The 19,547-nt window shown below is 65.5% G+C and carries 21 protein-coding genes and 1 pseudogene; 14 read left to right on the top strand and 8 right to left on the bottom strand.

The genetic code is table 11. The features are described 5' to 3' along the window. Positions 1–121 precede the first annotated feature (121 nt). Positions 122–1,015 (bottom strand): succinate dehydrogenase/fumarate reductase iron-sulfur subunit, encoded by an 894-nt coding sequence (locus ACRYA2_RS15990; RefSeq protein WP_433630221.1) that lies wholly within the window; start codon positions 1,013–1,015, stop codon positions 122–124. A 202-nt stretch (positions 1,016–1,217) separates the two neighbouring features. On the opposite strand from ACRYA2_RS15990, the gene ACRYA2_RS15985 reads away from it, so the two are divergent. From ACRYA2_RS15985 to ACRYA2_RS15975, 3 genes are all read left to right on the top strand, one after another. After that, a complete protein-coding gene (locus tag ACRYA2_RS15985; RefSeq protein WP_433630218.1) occupies positions 1,218–2,801 on the top strand; it encodes an acetolactate synthase large subunit in 1,584 nt (527 codons plus the stop codon). A gap of 123 nt (positions 2,802–2,924) precedes the next feature. Next, entirely contained in the window at positions 2,925–3,794 is an 870-nt protein-coding gene (locus ACRYA2_RS15980) for a GNAT family N-acetyltransferase (protein WP_433630215.1), read from the top strand. A gap of 65 nt (positions 3,795–3,859) precedes the next feature. After that, on the top strand, positions 3,860–4,789 hold the full coding sequence (locus ACRYA2_RS15975) for a phosphorylase family protein (RefSeq protein WP_433630213.1): 930 nt from the start codon (positions 3,860–3,862) through the stop codon (positions 4,787–4,789). Positions 4,790–4,812: 23 nt separating this feature from the next. Here ACRYA2_RS15975 and glyS read toward each other — a convergent pair whose 3' ends face one another. Further along, positions 4,813–6,564 carry a glycine--tRNA ligase gene (gene glyS, locus ACRYA2_RS15970; protein ID WP_433630210.1) on the bottom strand — a complete coding sequence of 584 codons (1,752 nt, stop codon included), beginning with the start codon at positions 6,562–6,564 and terminating at the stop codon, positions 4,813–4,815. Between the two features lie 566 nt (positions 6,565–7,130). On the opposite strand from glyS, the gene ACRYA2_RS15965 reads away from it, so the two are divergent. Continuing rightward, entirely contained in the window at positions 7,131–8,981 is a 1,851-nt protein-coding gene (locus ACRYA2_RS15965) for a cation:proton antiporter domain-containing protein (RefSeq protein WP_433630207.1), read from the top strand. 92 nt (positions 8,982–9,073) lie between these two features. Here the strand turns inward: ACRYA2_RS15965 and ACRYA2_RS15960 are convergent, their stop codons facing one another. Further along, positions 9,074–9,892 carry an aldo/keto reductase gene (locus ACRYA2_RS15960; RefSeq protein WP_433630204.1) on the bottom strand — a complete coding sequence of 273 codons (819 nt, stop codon included), beginning with the start codon at positions 9,890–9,892 and terminating at the stop codon, positions 9,074–9,076. 133 nt (positions 9,893–10,025) lie between these two features. Between ACRYA2_RS15960 and ACRYA2_RS15955 the strand changes: the two genes are divergently transcribed. After that, entirely contained in the window at positions 10,026–10,691 is a 666-nt protein-coding gene (locus ACRYA2_RS15955) for a helix-turn-helix domain-containing protein (RefSeq protein ID WP_433630202.1), read from the top strand. On the opposite strand, the gene ACRYA2_RS15950 is transcribed toward ACRYA2_RS15955, so the two are convergent. Then, positions 10,666–10,995 (bottom strand): hypothetical protein, encoded by a 330-nt coding sequence (locus ACRYA2_RS15950; protein WP_433630199.1) that lies wholly within the window; start codon positions 10,993–10,995, stop codon positions 10,666–10,668. The two genes, ACRYA2_RS15955 and ACRYA2_RS15950, sit on opposite strands and share 26 nt — an antisense overlap. A gap of 201 nt (positions 10,996–11,196) precedes the next feature. On the opposite strand from ACRYA2_RS15950, the gene ACRYA2_RS15945 reads away from it, so the two are divergent. Next, positions 11,197–12,177, top strand: coding sequence for an AI-2E family transporter (locus ACRYA2_RS15945; protein WP_433630197.1), 981 nt, complete (start codon positions 11,197–11,199; stop codon positions 12,175–12,177). Between the two features lie 102 nt (positions 12,178–12,279). On the opposite strand, the gene ACRYA2_RS15940 is transcribed toward ACRYA2_RS15945, so the two are convergent. Beyond that, a complete protein-coding gene (locus ACRYA2_RS15940) occupies positions 12,280–12,588 on the bottom strand; it encodes a hypothetical protein (RefSeq protein ID WP_433630194.1) in 309 nt (102 codons plus the stop codon). 331 nt (positions 12,589–12,919) lie between these two features. On the opposite strand from ACRYA2_RS15940, the gene ACRYA2_RS15935 reads away from it, so the two are divergent. The 4 genes from ACRYA2_RS15935 (at position 12,920) to arsN2 (ending at position 15,052) form a co-directional block, all read left to right on the top strand. After that, a complete protein-coding gene (locus tag ACRYA2_RS15935; protein ID WP_433630192.1) occupies positions 12,920–13,303 on the top strand; it encodes an ArsR/SmtB family transcription factor in 384 nt (127 codons plus the stop codon). Next, positions 13,293–14,120: an arsenite methyltransferase gene (locus ACRYA2_RS15930; protein WP_433630190.1), complete on the top strand. Its 828-nt coding sequence runs from the start codon at positions 13,293–13,295 to the stop codon at positions 14,118–14,120. Before ACRYA2_RS15935 ends, ACRYA2_RS15930 begins: the two co-directional genes overlap by 11 nt. A gap of 194 nt (positions 14,121–14,314) precedes the next feature. Beyond that, positions 14,315–14,524 (top strand): hypothetical protein, encoded by a 210-nt coding sequence (locus tag ACRYA2_RS15925; protein WP_433630187.1) that lies wholly within the window; start codon positions 14,315–14,317, stop codon positions 14,522–14,524. Positions 14,525–14,608: 84 nt separating this feature from the next. Then, a complete protein-coding gene (gene arsN2 / locus ACRYA2_RS15920) occupies positions 14,609–15,052 on the top strand; it encodes an arsenic resistance N-acetyltransferase ArsN2 (protein WP_433630184.1) in 444 nt (147 codons plus the stop codon). Between the two features lie 59 nt (positions 15,053–15,111). On the opposite strand, the gene ACRYA2_RS15915 is transcribed toward arsN2, so the two are convergent. Then, a complete protein-coding gene (locus ACRYA2_RS15915; RefSeq protein WP_433630181.1) occupies positions 15,112–15,657 on the bottom strand; it encodes a metallophosphoesterase family protein in 546 nt (181 codons plus the stop codon). Positions 15,658–15,829: 172 nt separating this feature from the next. Between ACRYA2_RS15915 and ACRYA2_RS26660 the strand changes: the two are divergent. Next, a pseudogene (locus ACRYA2_RS26660) lies at positions 15,830–15,978 on the top strand (DUF8129 domain-containing protein); the annotation flags it as partial. 12 nt (positions 15,979–15,990) lie between these two features. Here the strand turns inward: ACRYA2_RS26660 and ACRYA2_RS15910 are convergent. Then, a complete protein-coding gene (locus ACRYA2_RS15910) occupies positions 15,991–16,404 on the bottom strand; it encodes an ArsR/SmtB family transcription factor (protein WP_433630178.1) in 414 nt (137 codons plus the stop codon). A gap of 89 nt (positions 16,405–16,493) precedes the next feature. Here ACRYA2_RS15910 and ACRYA2_RS15905 point away from each other — a divergent pair, with 89 nt between their 5' ends. Then, positions 16,494–17,114, top strand: coding sequence for a DUF7509 family protein (locus ACRYA2_RS15905; protein WP_433630175.1), 621 nt, complete (start codon positions 16,494–16,496; stop codon positions 17,112–17,114). A 219-nt stretch (positions 17,115–17,333) separates the two neighbouring features. On the opposite strand, the gene ACRYA2_RS15900 is transcribed toward ACRYA2_RS15905, so the two are convergent. Then, positions 17,334–17,966: a helix-turn-helix domain-containing protein gene (locus ACRYA2_RS15900; protein ID WP_433630173.1), complete on the bottom strand. Its 633-nt coding sequence runs from the start codon at positions 17,964–17,966 to the stop codon at positions 17,334–17,336. Positions 17,967–18,162: 196 nt separating this feature from the next. On the opposite strand from ACRYA2_RS15900, the gene ACRYA2_RS15895 reads away from it, so the two are divergent. Both ACRYA2_RS15895 and ACRYA2_RS15890 read left to right on the top strand, forming a co-directional pair. Next, positions 18,163–18,810: a hypothetical protein gene (locus ACRYA2_RS15895; protein WP_433630170.1), complete on the top strand. Its 648-nt coding sequence runs from the start codon at positions 18,163–18,165 to the stop codon at positions 18,808–18,810. A gap of 2 nt (positions 18,811–18,812) precedes the next feature. Continuing rightward, positions 18,813–19,541, top strand: coding sequence for a QcrA and Rieske domain-containing protein (locus ACRYA2_RS15890; RefSeq protein ID WP_433630167.1), 729 nt, complete (start codon positions 18,813–18,815; stop codon positions 19,539–19,541). Positions 19,542–19,547 lie beyond the last annotated feature (6 nt).

Here is a 19,547-nt window from a genome sequence, read left to right as displayed (position 1 = left end):
CGGCGAGAGCGAGCCCCCGACGGCGAGCGGTCGGCGAAGACGACTCGCCAGCGACCATATGTCGACCGTGAGCAGTCTGGCGAGATTCGACGACGCTACGCCCGTCCCGGAGCGGTGAGCGTCACCAGAACTTGAGGTTGTTCTTCACCGCCGAGCGCTTGAGTTCCTGGATGTGCTCGGTCAGCGGGATATCCTTCGGACAGACGTTCGTACAGGAGAACTGGGTCTGACAGCGCCAGACGCCGTGCTCCTGATCCATCAGGTCCAGTCGGTGCTCCGTCGCGTCGTCGCCCTCGCGCTCGTCGAACGCGAACCGGTAGGCCGTGCTGATGGCCGCCGGACCGAGATACTGGTTGTCGCCGGCGGCGATGTTACACGAGGACATACACGCACCACACCAGATGCAGCGCGTCGCCAGCTTGATCTTCTCGCGGTTCTCGCGGCTCTGGTGCTGCTCTTTCAGGTCGTCCTCCGGGACCGCGTCGGGCTGGAAGAACGGTTCGACGGCGTGCATCTGGTCGTAGAAGTGCTCCATGTCGACGACCAGGTCCTTGACGACGTCCTGGTGGGGAAGCGGTTCCACCTGCACCGGTTCGTCGAGTCCAGCCACCTGGGTCTTGCAGGCGAGTCGCTGGCGGCCGTTGATGAACACCGCGTCGCTGCCGCAGATGGCCTGCCGGCAGGAGTGACGCACCGTCAGCGTCGTGTCGAAGTGGTCGCGAGCGTAGATGAGTGCGTCGAGAACCGTCAGTCCCCGCTCGGCCGGGACGTAGAAGTGGTCGAACCGGGGTTCCTGCTTCTCCGGGACGTCCGGGTCGTAGCGAAACACCTTCAGGTGGACCGTCTCTCCGTCCTCTCGCTCCTCGCCGGCCGCCGCCCGTTCGCGCTCGCGCGCCGCCTCCGCGGCCACCTGTCGCTGCTGTGGCGAGCGTTCCGCGCGGAACTCCTGTGCCTGCGAGTCCGTCGTCGACTCCTCGGCCTCCTCCAGTCCGGTCTGCTGTTCGGGTTCGCTCACGTGAAACCCCCCTTCCAGCGACAGACGGGCCGGAGGAGTATAAGTATCCGGTCGCGTCGGGCGGCCTCGACCATCCCGAAGCGGACGGCAAGACACGTCGAATCGTGGTCCGGCGGGCAGCAGAACGCGAACCGAAGGTAACCGCCGCAAGCGATTCTCGACTGCCGTCAGACAGTTGTCGCGCGGTCCCGTACGCGTAGCCATGCTAGCCTCCGACCTTCTGGTCGAGTGTCTCGAAGCGGAGGGCGTCGAGTACGTCTTCGGCCTCCCGGGCGAGGAACTCGAAGACGTGCTCTTCTCGATGGCGGACTCCGACGTGGAGTTCATCCCGGTGCGTCACGAACAGGGCGCGGCGTTCATGGCCGACGTGCACGGTCGGCTGACCGGCGACGCGGGCGTCTGCCTCTCGACGCTCGGCCCGGGCGCGACGAATCTCCTCACCGGCGTGGCGGACGCTCACCTCGACAAGAGTCCGCTGGTCGCCATCACGGGCCAGTCGGGTCTCGAGAGCCTGCACAAGGAGAGCCACCAGACGCTGGACGTCCTCCACACGTACAAGTCGGTGACCAAGTGGAACACCCAGGTGACAGACCCCGGCGTCATCAACGAGTCCGTGCGCAAGGCGTTCAAGCTCGCCGAGTACGAGAAGCCGGGCGCGACCCACCTCGAACTTCCGGAGGACGTCGCTGCCGAGGAGACGGACGCCGAACCGCTGGAACCACGGGGACGAGTCCGTCGTCCGGACCCCGACGACGAATCGGTCGAACGCGCCGCCGAACTGCTCGAATCCGCGGAGCATCCGCTGGTCATCGCGGGCAACGGCGCCGTCCGAACCCGGGCGGCCGAGGCTCTCCGAGAGTTCGTCGACGACCGGGGCGTGCCCGTCGCCGCGACCTACATGGGCAAGGGGGCGCTGTCGGACCGCGACGACCACTCGCTGTTCACGCTCGACTCGGGCGAGAACGGCGAGGCGGAAGACGCCATTGCCCGCGCCGACTGCGTGCTCGCCGTGGGGTACGACATCGCCGAGCACGACCCCGAGAACTGGAACCCAGACCTCGACAAGGACATCGTCCACCTCGACCACGAGCCCGCTGAGGTGTACGAACACTACAACCCGAGCGTCGAACTCGTCTGTGACCTCTCCGCCGGGCTGGAACGGCTCGACGAGGCCGCCGACGTGACCTGCGACGACGCGTGGTACCGCGAGGAGCGCGAGGCCATCGCGCGACAGGTGGTCGACCGACCGGACGAGGACGACCCCGTCACCGTCCGGAACGCACTGCCCATCCTCCGCGAGGCGATGGACGACGAGGACGTGCTCATCTCGGACGTGGGCAGCCACAAGATGGCGATCGCCACCGCGTTCCCGGCGTACGAGCCGAACACGGTCCTCATCTCCAACGGCCTCGCTAGCATGGGCATCGCGGTTCCGGGCGGCGTCGCGGCCGACCTCGCGACCGACGAGAACGTCGTCGTCGCCACCGGCGACGGGGGGTTCCTGATGAACGCCGCTGAGATAGAGACCGCGAACCGACTGGGCTGTGAGTACACCATCCTCCTGTTCAACGACGACGACTACGGCCTCATCTCCGAGCAGCAGGAGGCTCACCGCGACGCCCACACCGGCACGGAGCTGTCGAACCCCGACTTCGTCTCGTTCGCGGAGAGCTTCGGCATCGACGCCTACCGCGCCGAGTCCTGGGACGAGATAGCGGTCGCCCTCGACGAGACGGTCGACGCCGACGGGATGTCGCTCGTCGAGGTCCCCCTGGAGGGCGACTGACCCGGCGCGAGCCGCGTCGGGACCCGCGACCGCTCGGGGCGGACCGCGGACACACCTATCGCCACCGACACGTACGTCCGTTCTGCCCACGCACTTATCGGACTCGGCGGACTATTCGCGGGTATGCAACTCCGCGAACCGAGCGACGACGACGCCGCACGAATCCGCGAGTTGACCGAGAGCGCGATGACCACCTCGTACGCCCTCAGTCCGCAGCAGATAGAGAACATCGCCGACACGACGTTCGGGGAGGAGCGCCTGTCGGAGGCGTTCGACGACGACGGGACCGTCCTCGTCGTCGCCGAGGCCGACGCGGAGACGAGCGACGAGGCCGAGTCCGGCGGCGAAGGGACGGTCATCGGCGTTGCAGTCGGCGAGGTCGAGGACGGAAACGGGGTGTTGCGCTGGGTGCTCGTGGACCCCGAACAGCGCGGTCGCGGCGCCGGCGCCGAACTGTTCGAGAACGCCGTCGAGCGACTGCGCGACCGCGACGTCGAACGGGTCGAGGCGACCGCGCTGGAGGCCAACACCGAGGGCCACCAGTTCTTCGAGGAGTTCGGGTTCGTTCGCGTCGACGAACGGCAAGTCGAAGTCGGCGGCGAGTCGCTCGTCGAGTACGTCTACAGCGAGGAGTCGAATGCCGAACAGTCCGAGGCGGCCGAGTCGGGCGACGGCGGAACGGCCGAGACCGGTGCCGAGGGCGAGGAGACCACCGACTTCCCGAACACCGAGACGCGGGACGGCGAACTGACCGCGACGACCGAGGACGGCGACCGGATGTACGTCGCCCGCGAGGAGACCGAGTCCGGGACCGAGGCGTCCTTCTTCGTGGCGTACTCCGGTGAGGCGTACGAGGAGCAGTACGGCTACTACTGCGGGAACTGCGGGTCGCTCGACACGGTGGTCGACGACGTGGGCCGAATCGAGTGCAGCGAGTGCGGGAACGTCCACGCGACGCGGTCGAGCGAGGAGTACGACGACTCGTATCTCTGACCGGGCGACGAACCGCCCCAGCCGGCAGATTTTAACCGGTGCTCGGCCAGCCATCGGGTAGAGCGATGCCCGAGCCCACCAGGGACGACCCGGGAGATGCCGCGACGCCCGTCGAACCCGACGTGGTGGTGCTGCCGGCGTTCGCCGCCGGGGACGTCACCGTCGAGGCCGACCTCCCCAACGAGGTCGAACCGTGGCTCGACGAGTACGCCTTCGACCGCGAACTCGCCGTTCCGGGCGCGAACGCTCCGGTCAGGTACACCGACGACGGCGTCGCCATCACGCCGACCGGGATGGGGAAGGCCGACGCCGCCGCGACCGTCACCGCGCTGCTCCGTGCGCCCGGTCTCGACTGCTCGGATGCCGCCTTCCTGACGGTCGGCATCGCCGGGGCCTCGCCCGAGGCCGGCACTCTCGGCTCCGTCTTTATCGCCGACCACGTCGTCGACTGGGACCGCAAGCAGCGGTGGGACGGGGCGGGGGACGACGACCCCGTCGAGACGATGCGACTGCTCCCCTACCGGCCCCGCGACTACGCCTACGGTCTCGACGACGACTTCGTCGAGCGAGCGTACGGGTGGGCGAGCGACGTTGCCCTCCGCGACACGGAGCGGGCGCGAGAGCACCGCGAGCGCTACTCGCAGGACGCCGCGCGGGGTGCGCCGACGGTGGCCGTGGGGACGACCCTCTGCGGTGACGAGTTCTGGCACGGCGCGCGCCACGCCGAGGCGGCCCGGTGGCTCGTCGACCGGTACGACGCCGGAGAGTACGCGACGACCGAGATGGAGGACTTCGGCACGGCGGCCGCGCTCGACCGCTTCGACCGCCTGGAGAGCTATCTCAGCGTCCGGGGCGTCGTTAACTTCGACCGCCCGCCCGAGGGCCGGACCGCGCGAGAGGGCATCGACGAGGACCTCGACGCGGCCACGGTGGAACTCGGCCTGGAGAACGCCTTCCGGGTCGGCTCCCGTATCGTCGACCGACTGGTCGAGTAGCGTCGCGGCGACCGCCGTGGGAGTTACCGGCGGTCGTCGTCGTACTCCCGACTGACGGCCTCGAACGTCGTCTCGCCGGCCCGGAGCGACGCGAGCGTCTCCGGAACGTCGTCCACCGGAACGCGAACCTGCGCGGTGCTGTCACGTTCGCGGACGGTCGCCCGTTCGTCGTTGGACGTCCGTTCGTCGAGCGTGACGCAGAACGGCGTGCCGATCTCGTCCTGTCGACGGTACCGACGGCCGATGCTACCGGAGTCGTCGTACGTCGCCGGGATGCCGCGGCGCGTGAGGCGGTCGGCCAGTTCGCGAGCGCGGTCGGCCTGGCCGCCCGTGAGCGGGAAGACGCCGGCGACGGTCGGTGCGACCGCCGTCGGGAGCGCGAGTCGGGTGCGACCGTCGCCACCGACCTCGTCGCGGCGGAGCGAGTGGACGAGAACGCCGTAGACGACGCGGTCGATACCGATGGACGGCTCGACGACGTGGGGCGTGACGTGTTCGCCGGTCTCCGTGACCTCGTCGACGCTGAAGCCCGTCTTCTCGACGGGCACCGCGTACGTCTCGCCGTCGATCTCGACGGTGACGTCCTCACTCCGGAACGCGGCGGGGTCGCGCTCGACGAGGGCTTCGAGCGCGTCCGCGACGTCGGTGGCGACGTCGCCGAACTCGGGACCGAGGTAGCTCATGTCCGGGTCGACCGTCGGACGTTCGACGACCTTCGGTTCGTCGTACCCCTGGAAGAGGGTGAATCGCTCGTCAGAGTGAGCGTCGTGCTTCGAGAGGTCGTGGTCGGCCCGGAACGCGAAGCCGGCGATTTCGACCCAGTCGCCGTGGAGTCTGGCCTCGGCGTCCCAGCAGGCGCTCGCGTAGTGGGCGAGTTCGCCGGGGAGGTGCTGGCGGAAGCGAAGGCGTTCCGGGTCGACGCCCACGCCCTCGAACCACTGCCGGGCGCGGCCGAGGTAGTAGGCGAGCCACTCGTTCGCGACGACGTCCTCCCGGAGCGCCTCGCGGACCGTCAGCTCCACGCACTCCTCGTCGCGTTCCTGTGCGTCGGCCGGGTAGAGCCGGACCGTCTCGTCGGCGACCGGTTCGAGGTCCGGACCGTCGCCGTCGGGAGCCGTGAACTGCTGGAGTTCCGCGAGCGTGAACTCGCGGACGCGAAGGAGGGACTGTCGCGGACTTATCTCGTTGCGGTAGCCGTTGCCGATCTGGGCGACGCCGAACGGAAGCTGGTTGCGAGCGTACTCCTTGAGCCGCGGGAACTCGACCAGGATGCCCTGGGCGGTCTCCGGCCGGAGGTAGCCCGCCCGCGAACTGCCGGGGCCGATGGACGTCTCGAACATCAGGTTGAACCCCGTGACGGGTTCGTCCGCGAGCGTGGTGCGACACGTCGGACAGTCGACGCCGCACGTCGCGAGGAGTTCCTCGACGTCGGCGGCCGGCAGGCTCTCGGCGTCTTCGACGTCGCTGGCGTCCTCGACGAGGTGGTCGGCCCGGTGGCTCTCGCCGCACTCCGGACACTCGACGAGCATGTCGTCGAACGTGTCGAGGTGGCCGGACGCCTCGAACACCGCTTCGGGGACGACCGTCGGCGACTCTATCTCGTGGTGACCCTCCCGAACGACGAACTGGCGGCGCCACGCGTCCTCGACGTTGCGCTTCAGTGCCGCACCGCGGGGGCCGAACGTGTAGAAGCCGGCGACGCCGCCGTAGGCCTCGTTCGCCTGGAAGAAGAACCCGCGGCGCTTGGCGAGTTCGACGACGTCGGGGTCACTCATCGCGGCACCTCCGTCGGGGGCTGCGGACTCGGAGAGGGTTGGCTAGCTGTGCTGTCGGGGTTGTCGTGGCTGACATGGTTGCAGTGCTGTGGATTGCGCTGAGTCGGTTGCAGTCGCTACTGTCGAGAAATGTCGGAGCCGATGGTTTCCGTCCCGGCGACGACCGTAGGATGCGGCCCGGACCGGGACTCCACCCGACTCCACAGCACTAGCACCGTCCGACGAAAACGGATGCCATCGTGTACATGTTCTGGCATCTTGCGATAAGTCTTTCCCCCGCCGGGAGTAGCGTCACCGCTTCGCGTCGTCGGAGAAACGCGGGTCGGTCGTGCGAATCGCCGAGAAAACGCTTATCTGGACGGTCGTCCAACGGGACTGTCGGACCCCGTCCGGAGACGGACGGTCGACGGCGAAGCGTCCGACCGGTGAGGAGGCAGACGCAGCAGGAAAGAGGTCGGGGGACCGGAACGACGGAGAGGCCAGGTAGTCTCCGACGACGGAGCAACGCGGCGCTGTCAGTCGGGGGTAGGGGTAGAGGAGCATACCGAACGACGCGGGGGAAAGGAATGACCACGGATCCACTGGTCGCCATCTCGGTCATCGTCACGTTCACGGCCGCCTCGAAGTTGCTGGCGAACCGATACGGAGTTCCGACGGTGGTGTTCCTGCTCGCCTTCGGCGTTCTCGTCGGTCCGGAGGCCATCGGATTTCTGGAGGCTTCCCTGTTCACCGACGAACTCGAGGACATCGTCGGGTTCGCCGTCGCGATAATCGTCTTCGAGGGCGCGTTCTCCCTCTCGCTCGGCAGAATGAGACGTACTTCGCGCGCGACGCTCGCGCTCGTCACCGTCGGTTCCCTCGTCACCTTCGTCGGGGTGGGCCTGGCGATTCGAGGCCTGCTCGGCCTGCAGTGGACCATCTCGTTTCTCGTCTCCGCCCTCCTCGTCGCGACGGGGCCGACCGTCATCACGCCGATTCTCGAGCAGATAACGGTGCGCGAGAGCGTCGCTCGGCTTCTCGAAACCGAGGGCATCGTCAACGACCCCATCGCGGCCGTCCTCGGGGCTGTCGTCTTCTCCGCGACGCTGAGCGCGAGGCCTGCCGCGGGCGGCGGTGACCTCGTCGGCGAATTTGTCACCCAGATGGCCATCGGCGTCCTCGTCGGCCTCGTCACCGCGGGGGTGGTCGGCTACGTGCTCCGGCGGTTGAGCGCGTCGCCACAGGACTCGCGGCTCGTCGTTCTGGCGAGCGCGTTACTGTCCTACACCGTCGCCACCGCCTTCGCGACGGAAGCAGGGGTAGTGACGGTGGCCGTCGCGGGACTACTCTTGGGGAGCCTCGACGTCCCCTACCAGCAGGAGATAGCCGGATTCAGCGGCGACGTGTCGACCATCGTCCTCGGGGCGGTGTACCTCATCTTGGCGGCGCTCATCCGGTTCGAAGACATCGCCGCGCTCGGCCCGGGCGGCATCGGCGTTGTGCTCGTCACGATGCTCGTCGTTCGGCCGCTCGGCGTGTTCGTCTCGACCTACGGCTCCAACTTCTCGCGGAACGAGCGGCTGTTCATCGCCGCCGTAGGACCGAGGGGTATCATCCCTGCCGCGACGGCGACCCTGTTCACGCTCCAGCTCTCGGCGGCCGGGGTGGCGAACGCCGACAGCGTCGCGAGCCTCGTCTTCCTCGTCATCCTCGTGACGGTGGTGACCGAAGCAGGTGGTGCACCGCTCGTCGCTCGAACGCTCGACATCGTACCCATGACAACGCTCATTATCGGCGGCGGCGACATCGGACGGACGCTGGCGGACGAACTCGAAGACGGCGGTCACGACCCCCTCATCGTCGAGCGCGACGGGGACGTCGTCGCGGCACTCCGCTCCCGGGACTACTCCGTCGTCCACGGAGACGGTACGGACGCCGACGTGCTCGGCGACGCGAACGCCGACGACGCGGAGATGGTCGTCGCCACGACCAGCGACGACGCGACCAACGTCCTGGCGTGCCAGACGGCTCGGTCGGCCTTCGGCGTCGACACGCTCGTCTCGCTGGTGAACGACCAGACGAGAGCGAACGCACTCGAAGACCTCGGTATCCTAGCGATAACGCGCCCCGAGGCGACCGCGACCGCGGTAGATGAACTCGTGTCGCTTCCGAGCCTGTCCGAGTGGAAGCGGACTACCGGCCACAAGCAGACGTTCGCCGAGGAGACGGTCGTCTCCGACGCCGTCGACGGCGAGCGGATAGAAGATGTCGACCTCCCCGACCAGGCCGTCGTAGTCCTCGTCCAGCGAGGCGGCGAGTTCGTCGTCCCGACGCAGGACGTTACTCTACGAAAGGGAGACCGCGTCACCCTCCTCGGGCAGTCCGGAGCGGTCGAGGGCGCGGCGGCGCTGCTCGCGGAGTCGTCGTCCTCGGAGTGAGGACGGTCGCCGCGACCCGCGACGCCCGGCACTGGTGCTGCGATGACGGGCGCGACCACCCGGCGCGAGTGAGCGGATACCGCGCAGTCGACCTACACCCCCAGCCGACCCCGGAGCATCGACAGGCCGCTCTGGAGACGGGAGGGGCGTTCGACGAGCGCCATCTCGGTGTCGGTGAGTTCGAAGTCGAAGACGTCGAGGTTCGCCTTGAGATGCTCACGGCTCGTCGCCTTCGGAATGGCGGCCACGCCGTCGTGCTGGAGCGCCCAGCGTAGCGCGGTCTGGGCCGGGCTCTTGTCATACTTGCGTCCGATTTCCGTGAGGACGTGGTCGTGCATGACGCCGCCGTGCGCCAGCGGACTGTACGCCGTCAGCAGTACGTCCTCCGCCTGGCAGTAGTCGAGCAACTCGCGCTGCGGTTCGAACGGGTGGAACTGCACCTGGTCGGTGACGACGGGAGCGCTGGAGACCCGCCGGGCCTCCCGCAACTGGTCGCGGTCGAAGTTGCTCACACCGACGTGGCGGGTCGCGCCGTCCTGCCGGAGGTCCGAGAGTGCCCCCATCACCTCGGCCGTCGACGCGAGCGGGTTCGGCCAGTGGACGAGCAGCAGGTCGACGTAGTCGGTACCGAGGCGCGCGAGGCTCTCGTGGACCGAGTCGACGATGTCGTCGTGGGTACGGTGCATCGGCCACACCTTCGTCGTCAGGAACACCTCCTCGCGGTCGACGTCGGCGACCGCCACCGCCCGGCCGACGTCGCGCTCGTTGTCGTACGACTGGGCGGTGTCGACGTGGCGGTACCCCAGTTCCAGCGCCGTGGCGACCGCGTTCCGGCAGGTCGGCCCCGACATGCGCCACGTCCCGAGGCCGACCGCCGGCACCTCCTCGCCGTCGACGGTTTCGTACTCCATGAGTCCGTCGTCGACGGGAGACAGTAAATAGCGTGTGGCGAACCGACGGAGCGCGACCGGCAGTCCAGCGGTCGACCACCGGACGGTGATGGCCAAGCTATTTATTTCGTCACTTCGTGTAGCTAGCGTTCGAATGTCGGTCATCGCCACCTTCTGTTTAGAGACGCCGGTGCTCCGGCGGGCCCTGAACGAGGTGCCGGAGATGTCGGTATCGGTCGAACAGCAGACGGCGACGGATTCGTCGCCGACGACGATGATATTCTGGGCCGGCGGAGACGACTTCTCGGCGTTCGAGGCCGGAATCGAAGACGACCCGACCGTGACGGACCCGGTGGTCCTCTCGGAGGTCGACGGAACGCGACTGTACAAGATACATCTGACCGACGAAGGCGAGGAAGTCATCACCTACCAGAGCTGGGCCGAGCTAGGTGCGGTTTTCCTCTCTGCGGAGCGGTCGGGCGACGGCTGGACCGTCCAGCTCCGGTTCCCCGACCGGGAGAGTCTCCAGCAGTACGTGGATTTCTGCCGCGAACGCGAGCTGACGCTGGACCTCCGGGAGATCCACACCGCTGACGCGAAGACCGACGACTCGCGCGCGCTGACCGACGTCCAGCGCGAGACGCTGCTCGCCGCCGTCGAAGCGGGGTACTTCACCGTACCCCGGGAGGCCTCCGCTGAGGACCTGGCGGAAGACCTGGGCGTCTCCCACCAGGCCGTCTCCGAACGCCTGCGACGCGCCACCGAGTCGCTCGTTCGAGAAACCATCGGCAGTCCTAAGAACGACCAGTCGGACGAGTAGGCCAGTAACCGTCGCTACGAACCGGAGCAGCTGACCTCGGTCGTTCGCGTCCCGCTTCGGGGCCGCTCGTCGCCGTGGACGGCCGACCGGGGTACCGCTCGACCGATTCCGGACCGGAGGAATGAGCCCAGCGTGCCAGTTCGACGTCGGACGCCGTCTCCCCAGCGACCTCGTGCTGCGGGTCGCCGTACGATATCAGTTCGGACCGGTCGGCCGTCGCTTCCTCGTGCTGCGGGTCGCCGTACAGCTCTCGTTCGTCGAGCGGGCCCTCGGTACGTTCGTCGGCGGCGTAGTTTCTGATCATCGGAGAAAACCATAGCTCGACTGGCCCCATCACCCCGTTCCTTGTCCTCGCAAGCCATCCTTAAGTATTGAGACGGAAACCGGCAGACTGCGAGGGGGCGAACATCGCCGACTCGCGAGGGGTCGCTCTCGAATCGACGCGAGAGCCGTCCGGGTCCGACCGGCGTGAGATGGATAACCGAGCGCGTGGTACGTCGCGGTCATGAACGTCCGAGACGGCTTCTTCGCCCTGCTGGTGACCGTGCTCACGGTACTGGCCTACCTGATCGTTCAGCCGTTTGTCACCTACGTGCTCGCCGCGGTTCTCCTGGCGTTTCTGCTGTATCCGCTGCAGCGGCGGTACGCGTCCCGGTTCGGACCGCGGACGACCGCGCTGGGGCTCCTCGCGGTCGCGGTGGCGGTCCTCCTCGTCCCGGTGGGGCTGGTCGTGCTCGCGCTCGGCAACATCGCGACCTCTAACGTAACCGACCGCCCCGTCCTCCGGCAAGTGGAGCGGCTGGCGGGTCGCTTCGGCGTCTCCATCGACGTTCCCTCGGACGCGGCCGGCCTGGGCGAACAGTTCGTCCAGCTGTTCGCCGGGCAGCTGACGGAGGTCGTCGGCGCGACCGTCAACGCGTTCATCGGTCTAACGCTGTTCGTCTTCCTCCTCTACTACTTCCTGGTCGACGGCGCGCAGTTCGTCGGGTGGATTCGGGACCTGACGCCGCTGCCGCCCGACGTGCAGGACGAACTGTACGCCGAGGCGAACCGCATCACCTGGGCGGTCATCGAGGGGCACGTCCTCGTCGGACTGGTCCAGGGGCTGCTCGGGGGACTCGGGCTGTTCGTCGCGGGCGTCCCGAACGCGGCGCTCTGGACGCTCGTGATGGTGCTGTTCGCGTTCGTCCCCGTCGTCGGCGTCGCCGCCGTCTGGCTGCCGGCCACGGTCTATCTCCTCGTCGCCGGACGGTTCCTGGCCGCCGGATTCCTCTTCGCGTACAGCGCGACCGTCATAAGCTGGATCGACAACTACCTCCGAGCATTCCTCGTCGACCGCGGTGCGGACCTACACCCGAGCGTCGTCCTCGTCGGCGTCGTCGGCGGTCTCTTCGTGATGGGACCGCTCGGGCTCTTCTTCGGGCCCATCGTCCTCGCGCTGTACAAGGCCGTCCTCCTCGTCGTCGACGACTACTACTCGCTGTGAGGCTACGCCAGCGCGAGCCGGTGGAACGTGACTCCCCCGTCTGGGCGACCGGAACGCGCCAGCGCTCCGCGAGTGCACGAGAGCGACTCCAGTCGCGCCGACTCACCCGGTCGGTTCGAGGCAGTCGTCGCAGTAGTCGACGTAGCTCGGGTTCTTCGACTGACAGTTCGGACAGCGAACGAGCGATTCGTCGCCGGTCGAACCACGTCCTCCGTTCGGAGCGGCGAAGCCGAACACCCGGGCCGGAATCGGTCCGTCAGAGATGGGACCGAACTCGCCGTTCAACGTTCGATTCGCGAGGTCGTCGTCACGTAACGCCATCAGTCCGCGCCACAGCCCCAGAAACAGCATCGTCGGCGCCACCACCAGCACCCCGGCGACGAACAACCGAAAGGCAGTCTCCCCATCCATGCCATAGTGTAACACCCACAGACGTTTAGCTTTTGAACTGGTCACCACCATTTAAGTTCTAGAACTCTTATAGAACTCGGAAGACGAACGGCGGGTCGTATCTAACGCGGCAACGTCTCGATTGTCGAAGCGACCGGTCCGCGGTATCGCTACGTAACTGCGAGGAGAACCCCCCTCCCTGAGGGGCGGGAACTCGGCGAATCGGCGCGACTTCGTTGGGAGTGTGACTTGGACGAGTACAACTTCACCGGTACTTGGTGTCTTCTCTCCCCTGTTCGAAATATGACCAGAACGCTTATATTAGCAAAGCCTAATATTAGGATGTGCTAAAATGAGTGGGCAGAAGACAGACGGCCAGCCATCCGACGCGCAAAGCCAGCAGACAACCGACTGTTGTTCGGTCAGCCACTCCCATTCCCTGACGGAATCGGAGGTAGCCGCCGACGTGGAGACCCTCGCGACCCTCGGTAACGATACCCGGTACGAAGCGCTTCGCCTCATCGCCGAGGCCGACGACGACGTCTGCGTCTGCGAGTTAGAGCCCACGCTCGGGGTGAGCCAGGGAGCAGTCAGTCAGGCGCTCTCACGGCTCTTCAGCGCTGGACTGGTCGAACGGCGGAAAGAGGGGCGATGGCGGTATTACACCGCGACGCCGAGCGCAGAACGACTCCTCCGCGTCCTCGACGACGGGAGGTCGCTCGACGATGACCGATAACACTTCCACAGACGATGCGGACGAGGGGCGTCTCGACTCCGCAGAACAGCGCTCCGCCGTGCGCGAACGATACACTCGCATAGCCACGGAGTCGTCATCCTGTTGCGGCGACGATAACTCCTGTAACGAAGCGTCCACCGACCAATTACGGGAACTCGGCTATTCGGACGACGACCTCGGCGCCGTCGACGGGAGCGCTAATCTGGGTCTCGGCTGCGGCAATCCGACCGCAATCACCAGCCTCGCGGAGGGAGACACCGTCCTCGACCTCGGCTCCGGTGGCGGATTCGATTGCTTCCTCGCGGCTCGCGAAGTCGGAACGGCCGGTCACGTCATCGGCGTAGATATGACGCCCGAGATGATCGAAAAGGCCCGCGAGAACGTCGAGGCGAACGATGCGACGAACGTGGAGTTCCGACTCGGTGAAATCGAACACCTTCCGGTCGCCGACGAGTCGGTGGACGTAGTTCTTTCGAACTGCGTCGTCAATCTGTCGCCGGACAAACCTCGAGTGTTCCGCGAGGCGTATCGCGTCCTCCGACCGGGCGGACGCCTCGCTATCTCAGACGTGGTCCTGACCACCGAGCTACCGACCGACCTTCAGGCTGATCCGACGTCGGTGGCTGCCTGCGTCGGCGGTGCAGCAACGATTTCCGCGCTCGAAGCGATGCTGACCGAAGCCGGATTTACGGACGTTTCCGTCGAGCCGAAAGCGGACAGCGAAGAGTTCATCCGTGACTGGGATAGCGAGCGCGATCTGAGCGACTACATCGTCGCGGCGACGATAGAAGGAGAGAAACCAGCGACGGAGCCCTAACCGTAACATGAGAACCGATTCGTACAATCGCAGTCGTCGCGGGCGAGAACGTGCTGCCGACCGTTTCGAGTGGTACAGCCACGACAGACACCAGTAAACTCGATAACGTAACGATGCACAGGCCACCGCTTGATCCACGAGATCGTCCGCTGATCGAGACACCCACTTGGCGAAACGTCCTCGTGAGCTACGCCATGGTAGCTGCGATTCCCCTGCTATTGTGGGTCGTCAGCCAACCGCTGGTTGGCTCCGTGACCCTTGCGGCCGTCGTCGGCCTGCTCGTCGGCGGGCGACGTGCCTACAGACTGACCCGCTGCTTCTACGACTGCCAGGGGTTCACGTTCGACCTGGGCGGAAAGGCCCAGATTACGGTCACTCAGATTCCCATTGATGAAGCGAACTGACCGGCGTTTCGAACAGTTGGAGCCGCTTCCCGGTCGGCGTAGTCACAGCAACCGATCCCCGCTACAGGACCTCACCGAGACCGCATGACCGACTCTTCGATAACCCTCCAAAAGGCGGACGAAGACGACGTAGACCGCGTCGAAGCCCTGTTGGAAGCGAACGGTCTTCCGTTCGAGGACGTGCGAGCGAAGCCGGAGTGTTTCTTCGTCGTCTACTCTGACACGGAGTGCATCGGTGTCGGAGGCGTCGAAAGATACGGATCGAACGGGCTCCTTCGGTCGGTCGTCGTTACGGAATCGAATCGTGGCCAAGGCTACGGAACGGCGTTGTGTGACGCGCTGGAAGAGTATGCACGAACCAACGAGGTAGAGACGCTCTACTTGCTGACCACGACCGCGGCAGCGTTTTTCCGACGGCGTGGATACGAAGAGGTCGTTCGGGAGGACGTCCCATCGAGCATCCAAAAAACGGCCGAGTTCACGGACCTGTGTCCGAACTCGGCAACCTGTCTGCGAAAGAATCTTTGATAGACAGACGCCCTGTCTCCACCGAGAGTTGGCTACGATACGTTCGTGGTGCGAATCTCCTACGCCTCGTGGACAGTGACGGTAGTCTCACAGTCAGCCACTTCAGCGATCATCATCGTTGCCGTCCCGTCGGCTGGACCGACGCCGGTAGCACTCCCTGGATTGAGGACGCGAACACCGTCGTGCGTTTCGTCTTCGAGTTCGTGACTGTGCCCACCGACGCCGATAAGGGGTTCGTCCGTGTCAGCTCGTGCCCGTGCCGTGTCGGCGACCGCGTCTAGCCAGTCGTTGCGGTCAAAGACAACGCCTTCTGAACTGGAAACTGCCCGCTCGACGAAGTTGATCATCCCGTGGGAAACGACGAACGTTACACCACGGGCCGTGACCGACGCCACCGACGGGAGGTCGATATCGGTTGGGTCGGCGTTCCCGTAAACTGCAGTCAGATTGGCGGCGAGGTCTCGGATGTCTGCAAACGCCTCTTTTGAGCCGAAATCGCCAGCGTGAATGACGTGATCTGCCGCTGTGACGTGCTCACGGAACTGGTCGGGGATTTGGTCTGCTTGGTCAGGGATGTGCGTGTCAGAGAGGATTGCAATATCCATAGCACCCACTCATGTCATAAAAATAAAAGCTTTGGGGATGTCATCACAGTCGGGTTCGTAAGAATCGGAGCTAACCACGCCGAAGACACTCGCCAGGTTCAACCGAGGGAGGACGACGAACAGGGAGCCGGTGTGGTCTGTTGTCGCCTCAGCAAGGTAGAGGCGATCCTCAATGAGCGACACAGAAGAGCACGAAACAGACGCGAAGAACGTTCGCCAGCAAAGCGCCTTGATCCACCGAACAAGCGACTCATCAACGCCGGAATCGCGACGATTCACGACATGGAGACGCTGCGAGCCTGCGTCGCCTCCGAGAACGCGAAAGCGGGGATATCAACTGTCGGCCGTGCTGTCGTACAATGCTTCGAAGTCCTGTTCGCCGCGAATCAACTCGTCGACACCGTCGGTAAGCGTGACCTCCCCGAACACGGTCGCCCGATAATACGTGTATAGTCCATCTTGGCCCCGGTCGGTCCGCTGGCGCTTCTCGACGAGGCCGACGTCGACGAGCTCGTTGAGATGATAGTGGAGCGTGCTGTCGTCGACATCGAGTGCATCCTCGAGTTCTTTGGGACTCATATCGCCGCCGTGGACGAGCCGGTAGAGAATCTCGTAGCGGGTGCGGTGGCCGACGGCGGCGTGCATCGCGAGGTACTCGTCGAGACTAAGCACGCTGTCGTCCGGCAGCAAGTCTGCTGGGTCCTCTGGAAGGTCTCCACCGCCCGGCCGAGAGTGATCGGTCGCCATCGTGTGTCGACGTACGGACTGTGAACTCTTAGTCGTTGTCAAGCCGAAAAGTCTCGAAAACAGCGCCTCTTATATAGGCAGGATGGGACATGGGCGTCGAGATCACGCGTGACGTCCTCGCCAAACGGCTCGGCGAGGTCAAATACGACCGGTTTTTCTTCTATCTAATGGGGCCGTACAAGTCGTTCAACCTCAACTACATTCTCAGCGAAGACGAACGCCGCGAGATCGACGTCGACGACCTCCCCGGCCCGCTGCGCCAACTCTTCCGGAACAAGGAGGAGATCGACGCGGCGCAGGCACTCTTGCGCCGGGTGCAGGGGCAACTCCGGGCGGATCCCGGTGTGAACGCGTTTCTCGCCCTCGATGTCGGCATCGATACGGACGAGGTGGACGCAGTGACCCAGAGTATCAGGTGCGCGCGGTGCAGCAACGCGACCGCGTTCGTAGTTCCGTTTCTCGGTCATAACTTCGGCGTGGGGGAGGAAGCCGGTAGCGTGCTAGAGAACCTTGCTGACACGCACGGCGAGCGATTGGTATTCGTGCATGAAGACGACGTGACGAGTGCGATGATCCGGTCGGCGAAGGTGCGGTGGGATCTGCGGGTTGCAACGTACGACACCGAGGCGGAGCTCGTTGCCAAACTCCGGCGAGTCGCGGGCGATATCATGCACCGTGAACGGCGCAGGGACCTGACACAGTTGGAGTGAGCGGCGGCGGTTTGATGATCGAAAAGACGAATCTGCGAGCAAATGGATGACTAGCCGGGGAGTACTGGTTTCTCCGCCGGAAGTGAGTGAGAGGCCGCTTCATCCAGCGACCACCTCCGCGGCCTGAAGACCGTGGAATCCAAAGCAGTGGAGTACGACATTTGTCGTCCACAGGCGGAGCAGGCCCAGTGCCTCTGGGCGTGCCTCCGAGACAGTTCACTACTGGTCGAGCAAGTGGTCGAGGAGCTTCGCCTGGGCGTTCGAAAGGTGTTCAGCGAACGTGGTCGAGGTGATTCCCAGTGCGGCGGCGACCTCGCACGCGTTGGCTTCCTTCGGGTAGGCGAAATAGCCCATCTTGTGGGCGGTCCGGAGCACCTCTCGCTGGCGGTCGGTGAACTGGTCGCGGTCGACGTAGACGAGGTCGCGTGTCTCCCCTTCGTCCGCGTGGTAGAGCCGCTGAATATGGACGCCGTCGCAGGACTCCTTGAGGTCTGTGACGACCTGGCGTACCGTCCTGAGCTCCTCAGCGTAGAACGACAGCGACAGTTCCCCATCGTCGGCGTGGATGCTCCGGACCGGACAGTCGTATCGCTCGACGAGTTCGCAGGCACATCCCTGTCCGACCGGCCGCTGGAGACGGAACACGCCGTTAGATCGGTGGACCGGCGCGGCCGCGACTTCGTCGCCGGACGACTGTTCCACCTCCAACTCCTCGGTTACGTGGCCATCGTCGTTCGGGAGCATAGTTCGCGACACGCGGGTCACGGTCGCGTTCGGTTCGGATGCGGCGGCGACCTGACAGGTGCTCGGGTTGCTGATCTTCAACTCCACGTACACCGTCTCCCCCACCATGCCTCAATCGACTTCGCCGACGCTCATAAGTAGTTATCTCAACTGATTAGTACGTCGTCCGCATTTAAAAGACCTTCATTTAGAGGAATAGAGCCTAATCGCGTCTATAGTGTTTCTCCTACAGTTCGTTCGGTGGAGACGGCAAACGAGCACGGGGGGAGCAAGTGACCTATACTATCCAGAGGACGGTCCAGCGGTGAGACGGGAGACACTCATCGTCGGCGTCCTCGTCGCGCTGGTACTGCTTCCGATGTGGTACGTCGCGCTGCAGGGGGAGCCGTCGAGCGAGGAGATACAGATAGACCCGAGCGTCAGCGAGATTCGGCCGCTCGGCGGCCCGGTGGACGCGCCGAACAAGCTCTCGCCGAGTCAGGTCGGGGTCGTCGTATGGGTCGCACTGTTCGGCCTCTACGGCGCCCTCGTCGGTGCACACCGGTTCATGAACAGCGCCGTCAGGCCGTCGGACGCCGACGCCGAAGTCATCGTATCCGACGGTGGAATCTCGGGCGAGGAGGGGAACGACGCCGAACGAAGGACGACACCACGGGACGGGAGAATCGACGGAGGGGGCAGTCCCTTCTCGTGGTTGAGTACCGACGAGCGATGGTTGGTCGAGTACCACGACGCAGCGGGGTCGACTGAGGGCATCGTCGTCATGGCCGGTTTGACAGTCCTCGCCATCGTGTTCTCGGCGCTGTTCACGGGCGAGTACCTGACGCTCGCCCGGACGCAGTACTTCGGACTCTACGCCGCCGGACTCTTCCTCTCGCTGGCGGCGCTGACCGTCGCGTACTACGCGTGGTTCATGCCGCACGTCGAAGTCGCAGAGAAACGGGGGCACTGATAATGGACGGCAGGAGCGACCCGAGCAACCCGGAACGACCAGCAACTGACAATCCACGAGTTAATCCGTGTGAGAACTGTCCGTGCGCTCGTGTGGACGGCGGACGGCCCGGTGAGAACCGCCAGTCCTCGCCGGACCGCAAGCCCGACGGCGGGACCGAACCGACCGGCGACGCCGAGGAGGGACGATTTGACCGGCGGGACGTGGCCAAGATACTGGCCACGATGGGTGGTCTGGCTGCCGTGGGGAGTCTCGCGGCACCGCTCGCGGGACTGACCCGCGTGTTCGAGCGCGAGTACACGGGTCCCATCTACTCAGATGGTGTGCCGCTGGTGGACGCCGACGGCGACCGGATTGGCGAGAACCAACTGGAGATGGCAGGCATGATGACTGTCTTCCCCGAACCTCGACCCGGCCTCGAAGACTCGCCGACGTTGCTGGTTCGATATCCCGAAGAGGAGTACAGCGAACCGACGAAACTGGAGTTCACGGTCGCGGGCTACGCCGCGTACTCGAAGGTCTGCACGCACGCCGGTTGCATGGTGTCGAACCGCGAAGACCAGACGATGGTGTGTCCCTGCCACTTCGGGAAGTTCAACCCCGTGCAGGGCGCAACGGTCGTCGGCGGACCGCCGCCGCGACCGCTCCCGCAACTGCCTATCACGCTGTCGAGCGACGGCTACCTCGTCGCCACCGGGGACTTCGAGGGTCCCGTCGGGGTACAGGAGTGAGAGCAG

Source organism: Halomicrococcus pelagicus (assembly GCF_050954125.1).
Note: the sequence above shows the minus strand (reverse complement) of the source record. Positions and strands in the feature narration are given on the sequence as shown.

Bases quoted from the DNA above. Each gene is read 5' to 3' on its own strand.
- ACRYA2_RS15985 (WP_433630218.1), top strand. From the start codon at position 1,218: ATGCTAGCCTCCGACCTTCTGGTCGAGTGTCTCGAAGCGGAGGGCGTC.
- ACRYA2_RS15980 (WP_433630215.1), top strand. From the start codon at position 2,925: ATGCAACTCCGCGAACCGAGCGACGACGACGCCGCACGAATCCGCGAG.
- ACRYA2_RS15975 (WP_433630213.1), top strand. From the start codon at position 3,860: ATGCCCGAGCCCACCAGGGACGACCCGGGAGATGCCGCGACGCCCGTC.
- glyS (WP_433630210.1), bottom strand. From the start codon at position 6,564: ATGAGTGACCCCGACGTCGTCGAACTCGCCAAGCGCCGCGGGTTCTTC.
- ACRYA2_RS15965 (WP_433630207.1), top strand. From the start codon at position 7,131: ATGACCACGGATCCACTGGTCGCCATCTCGGTCATCGTCACGTTCACG.
- ACRYA2_RS15960 (WP_433630204.1), bottom strand. From the start codon at position 9,892: ATGGAGTACGAAACCGTCGACGGCGAGGAGGTGCCGGCGGTCGGCCTC.
- ACRYA2_RS15955 (WP_433630202.1), top strand. From the start codon at position 10,026: ATGTCGGTCATCGCCACCTTCTGTTTAGAGACGCCGGTGCTCCGGCGG.
- ACRYA2_RS15950 (WP_433630199.1), bottom strand. From the start codon at position 10,995: ATGATCAGAAACTACGCCGCCGACGAACGTACCGAGGGCCCGCTCGAC.
- ACRYA2_RS15945 (WP_433630197.1), top strand. From the start codon at position 11,197: ATGAACGTCCGAGACGGCTTCTTCGCCCTGCTGGTGACCGTGCTCACG.
- ACRYA2_RS15940 (WP_433630194.1), bottom strand. From the start codon at position 12,588: ATGGATGGGGAGACTGCCTTTCGGTTGTTCGTCGCCGGGGTGCTGGTG.
- ACRYA2_RS15935 (WP_433630192.1), top strand. From the start codon at position 12,920: ATGAGTGGGCAGAAGACAGACGGCCAGCCATCCGACGCGCAAAGCCAG.
- ACRYA2_RS15930 (WP_433630190.1), top strand. From the start codon at position 13,293: ATGACCGATAACACTTCCACAGACGATGCGGACGAGGGGCGTCTCGAC.
- ACRYA2_RS15925 (WP_433630187.1), top strand. From the start codon at position 14,315: ATGGTAGCTGCGATTCCCCTGCTATTGTGGGTCGTCAGCCAACCGCTG.
- arsN2 (WP_433630184.1), top strand. From the start codon at position 14,609: ATGACCGACTCTTCGATAACCCTCCAAAAGGCGGACGAAGACGACGTA.
- ACRYA2_RS15915 (WP_433630181.1), bottom strand. From the start codon at position 15,657: ATGGATATTGCAATCCTCTCTGACACGCACATCCCTGACCAAGCAGAC.
- ACRYA2_RS15910 (WP_433630178.1), bottom strand. From the start codon at position 16,404: ATGGCGACCGATCACTCTCGGCCGGGCGGTGGAGACCTTCCAGAGGAC.
- ACRYA2_RS15905 (WP_433630175.1), top strand. From the start codon at position 16,494: ATGGGCGTCGAGATCACGCGTGACGTCCTCGCCAAACGGCTCGGCGAG.
- ACRYA2_RS15900 (WP_433630173.1), bottom strand. From the start codon at position 17,966: ATGGTGGGGGAGACGGTGTACGTGGAGTTGAAGATCAGCAACCCGAGC.
- ACRYA2_RS15890 (WP_433630167.1), top strand. From the start codon at position 18,813: ATGGACGGCAGGAGCGACCCGAGCAACCCGGAACGACCAGCAACTGAC.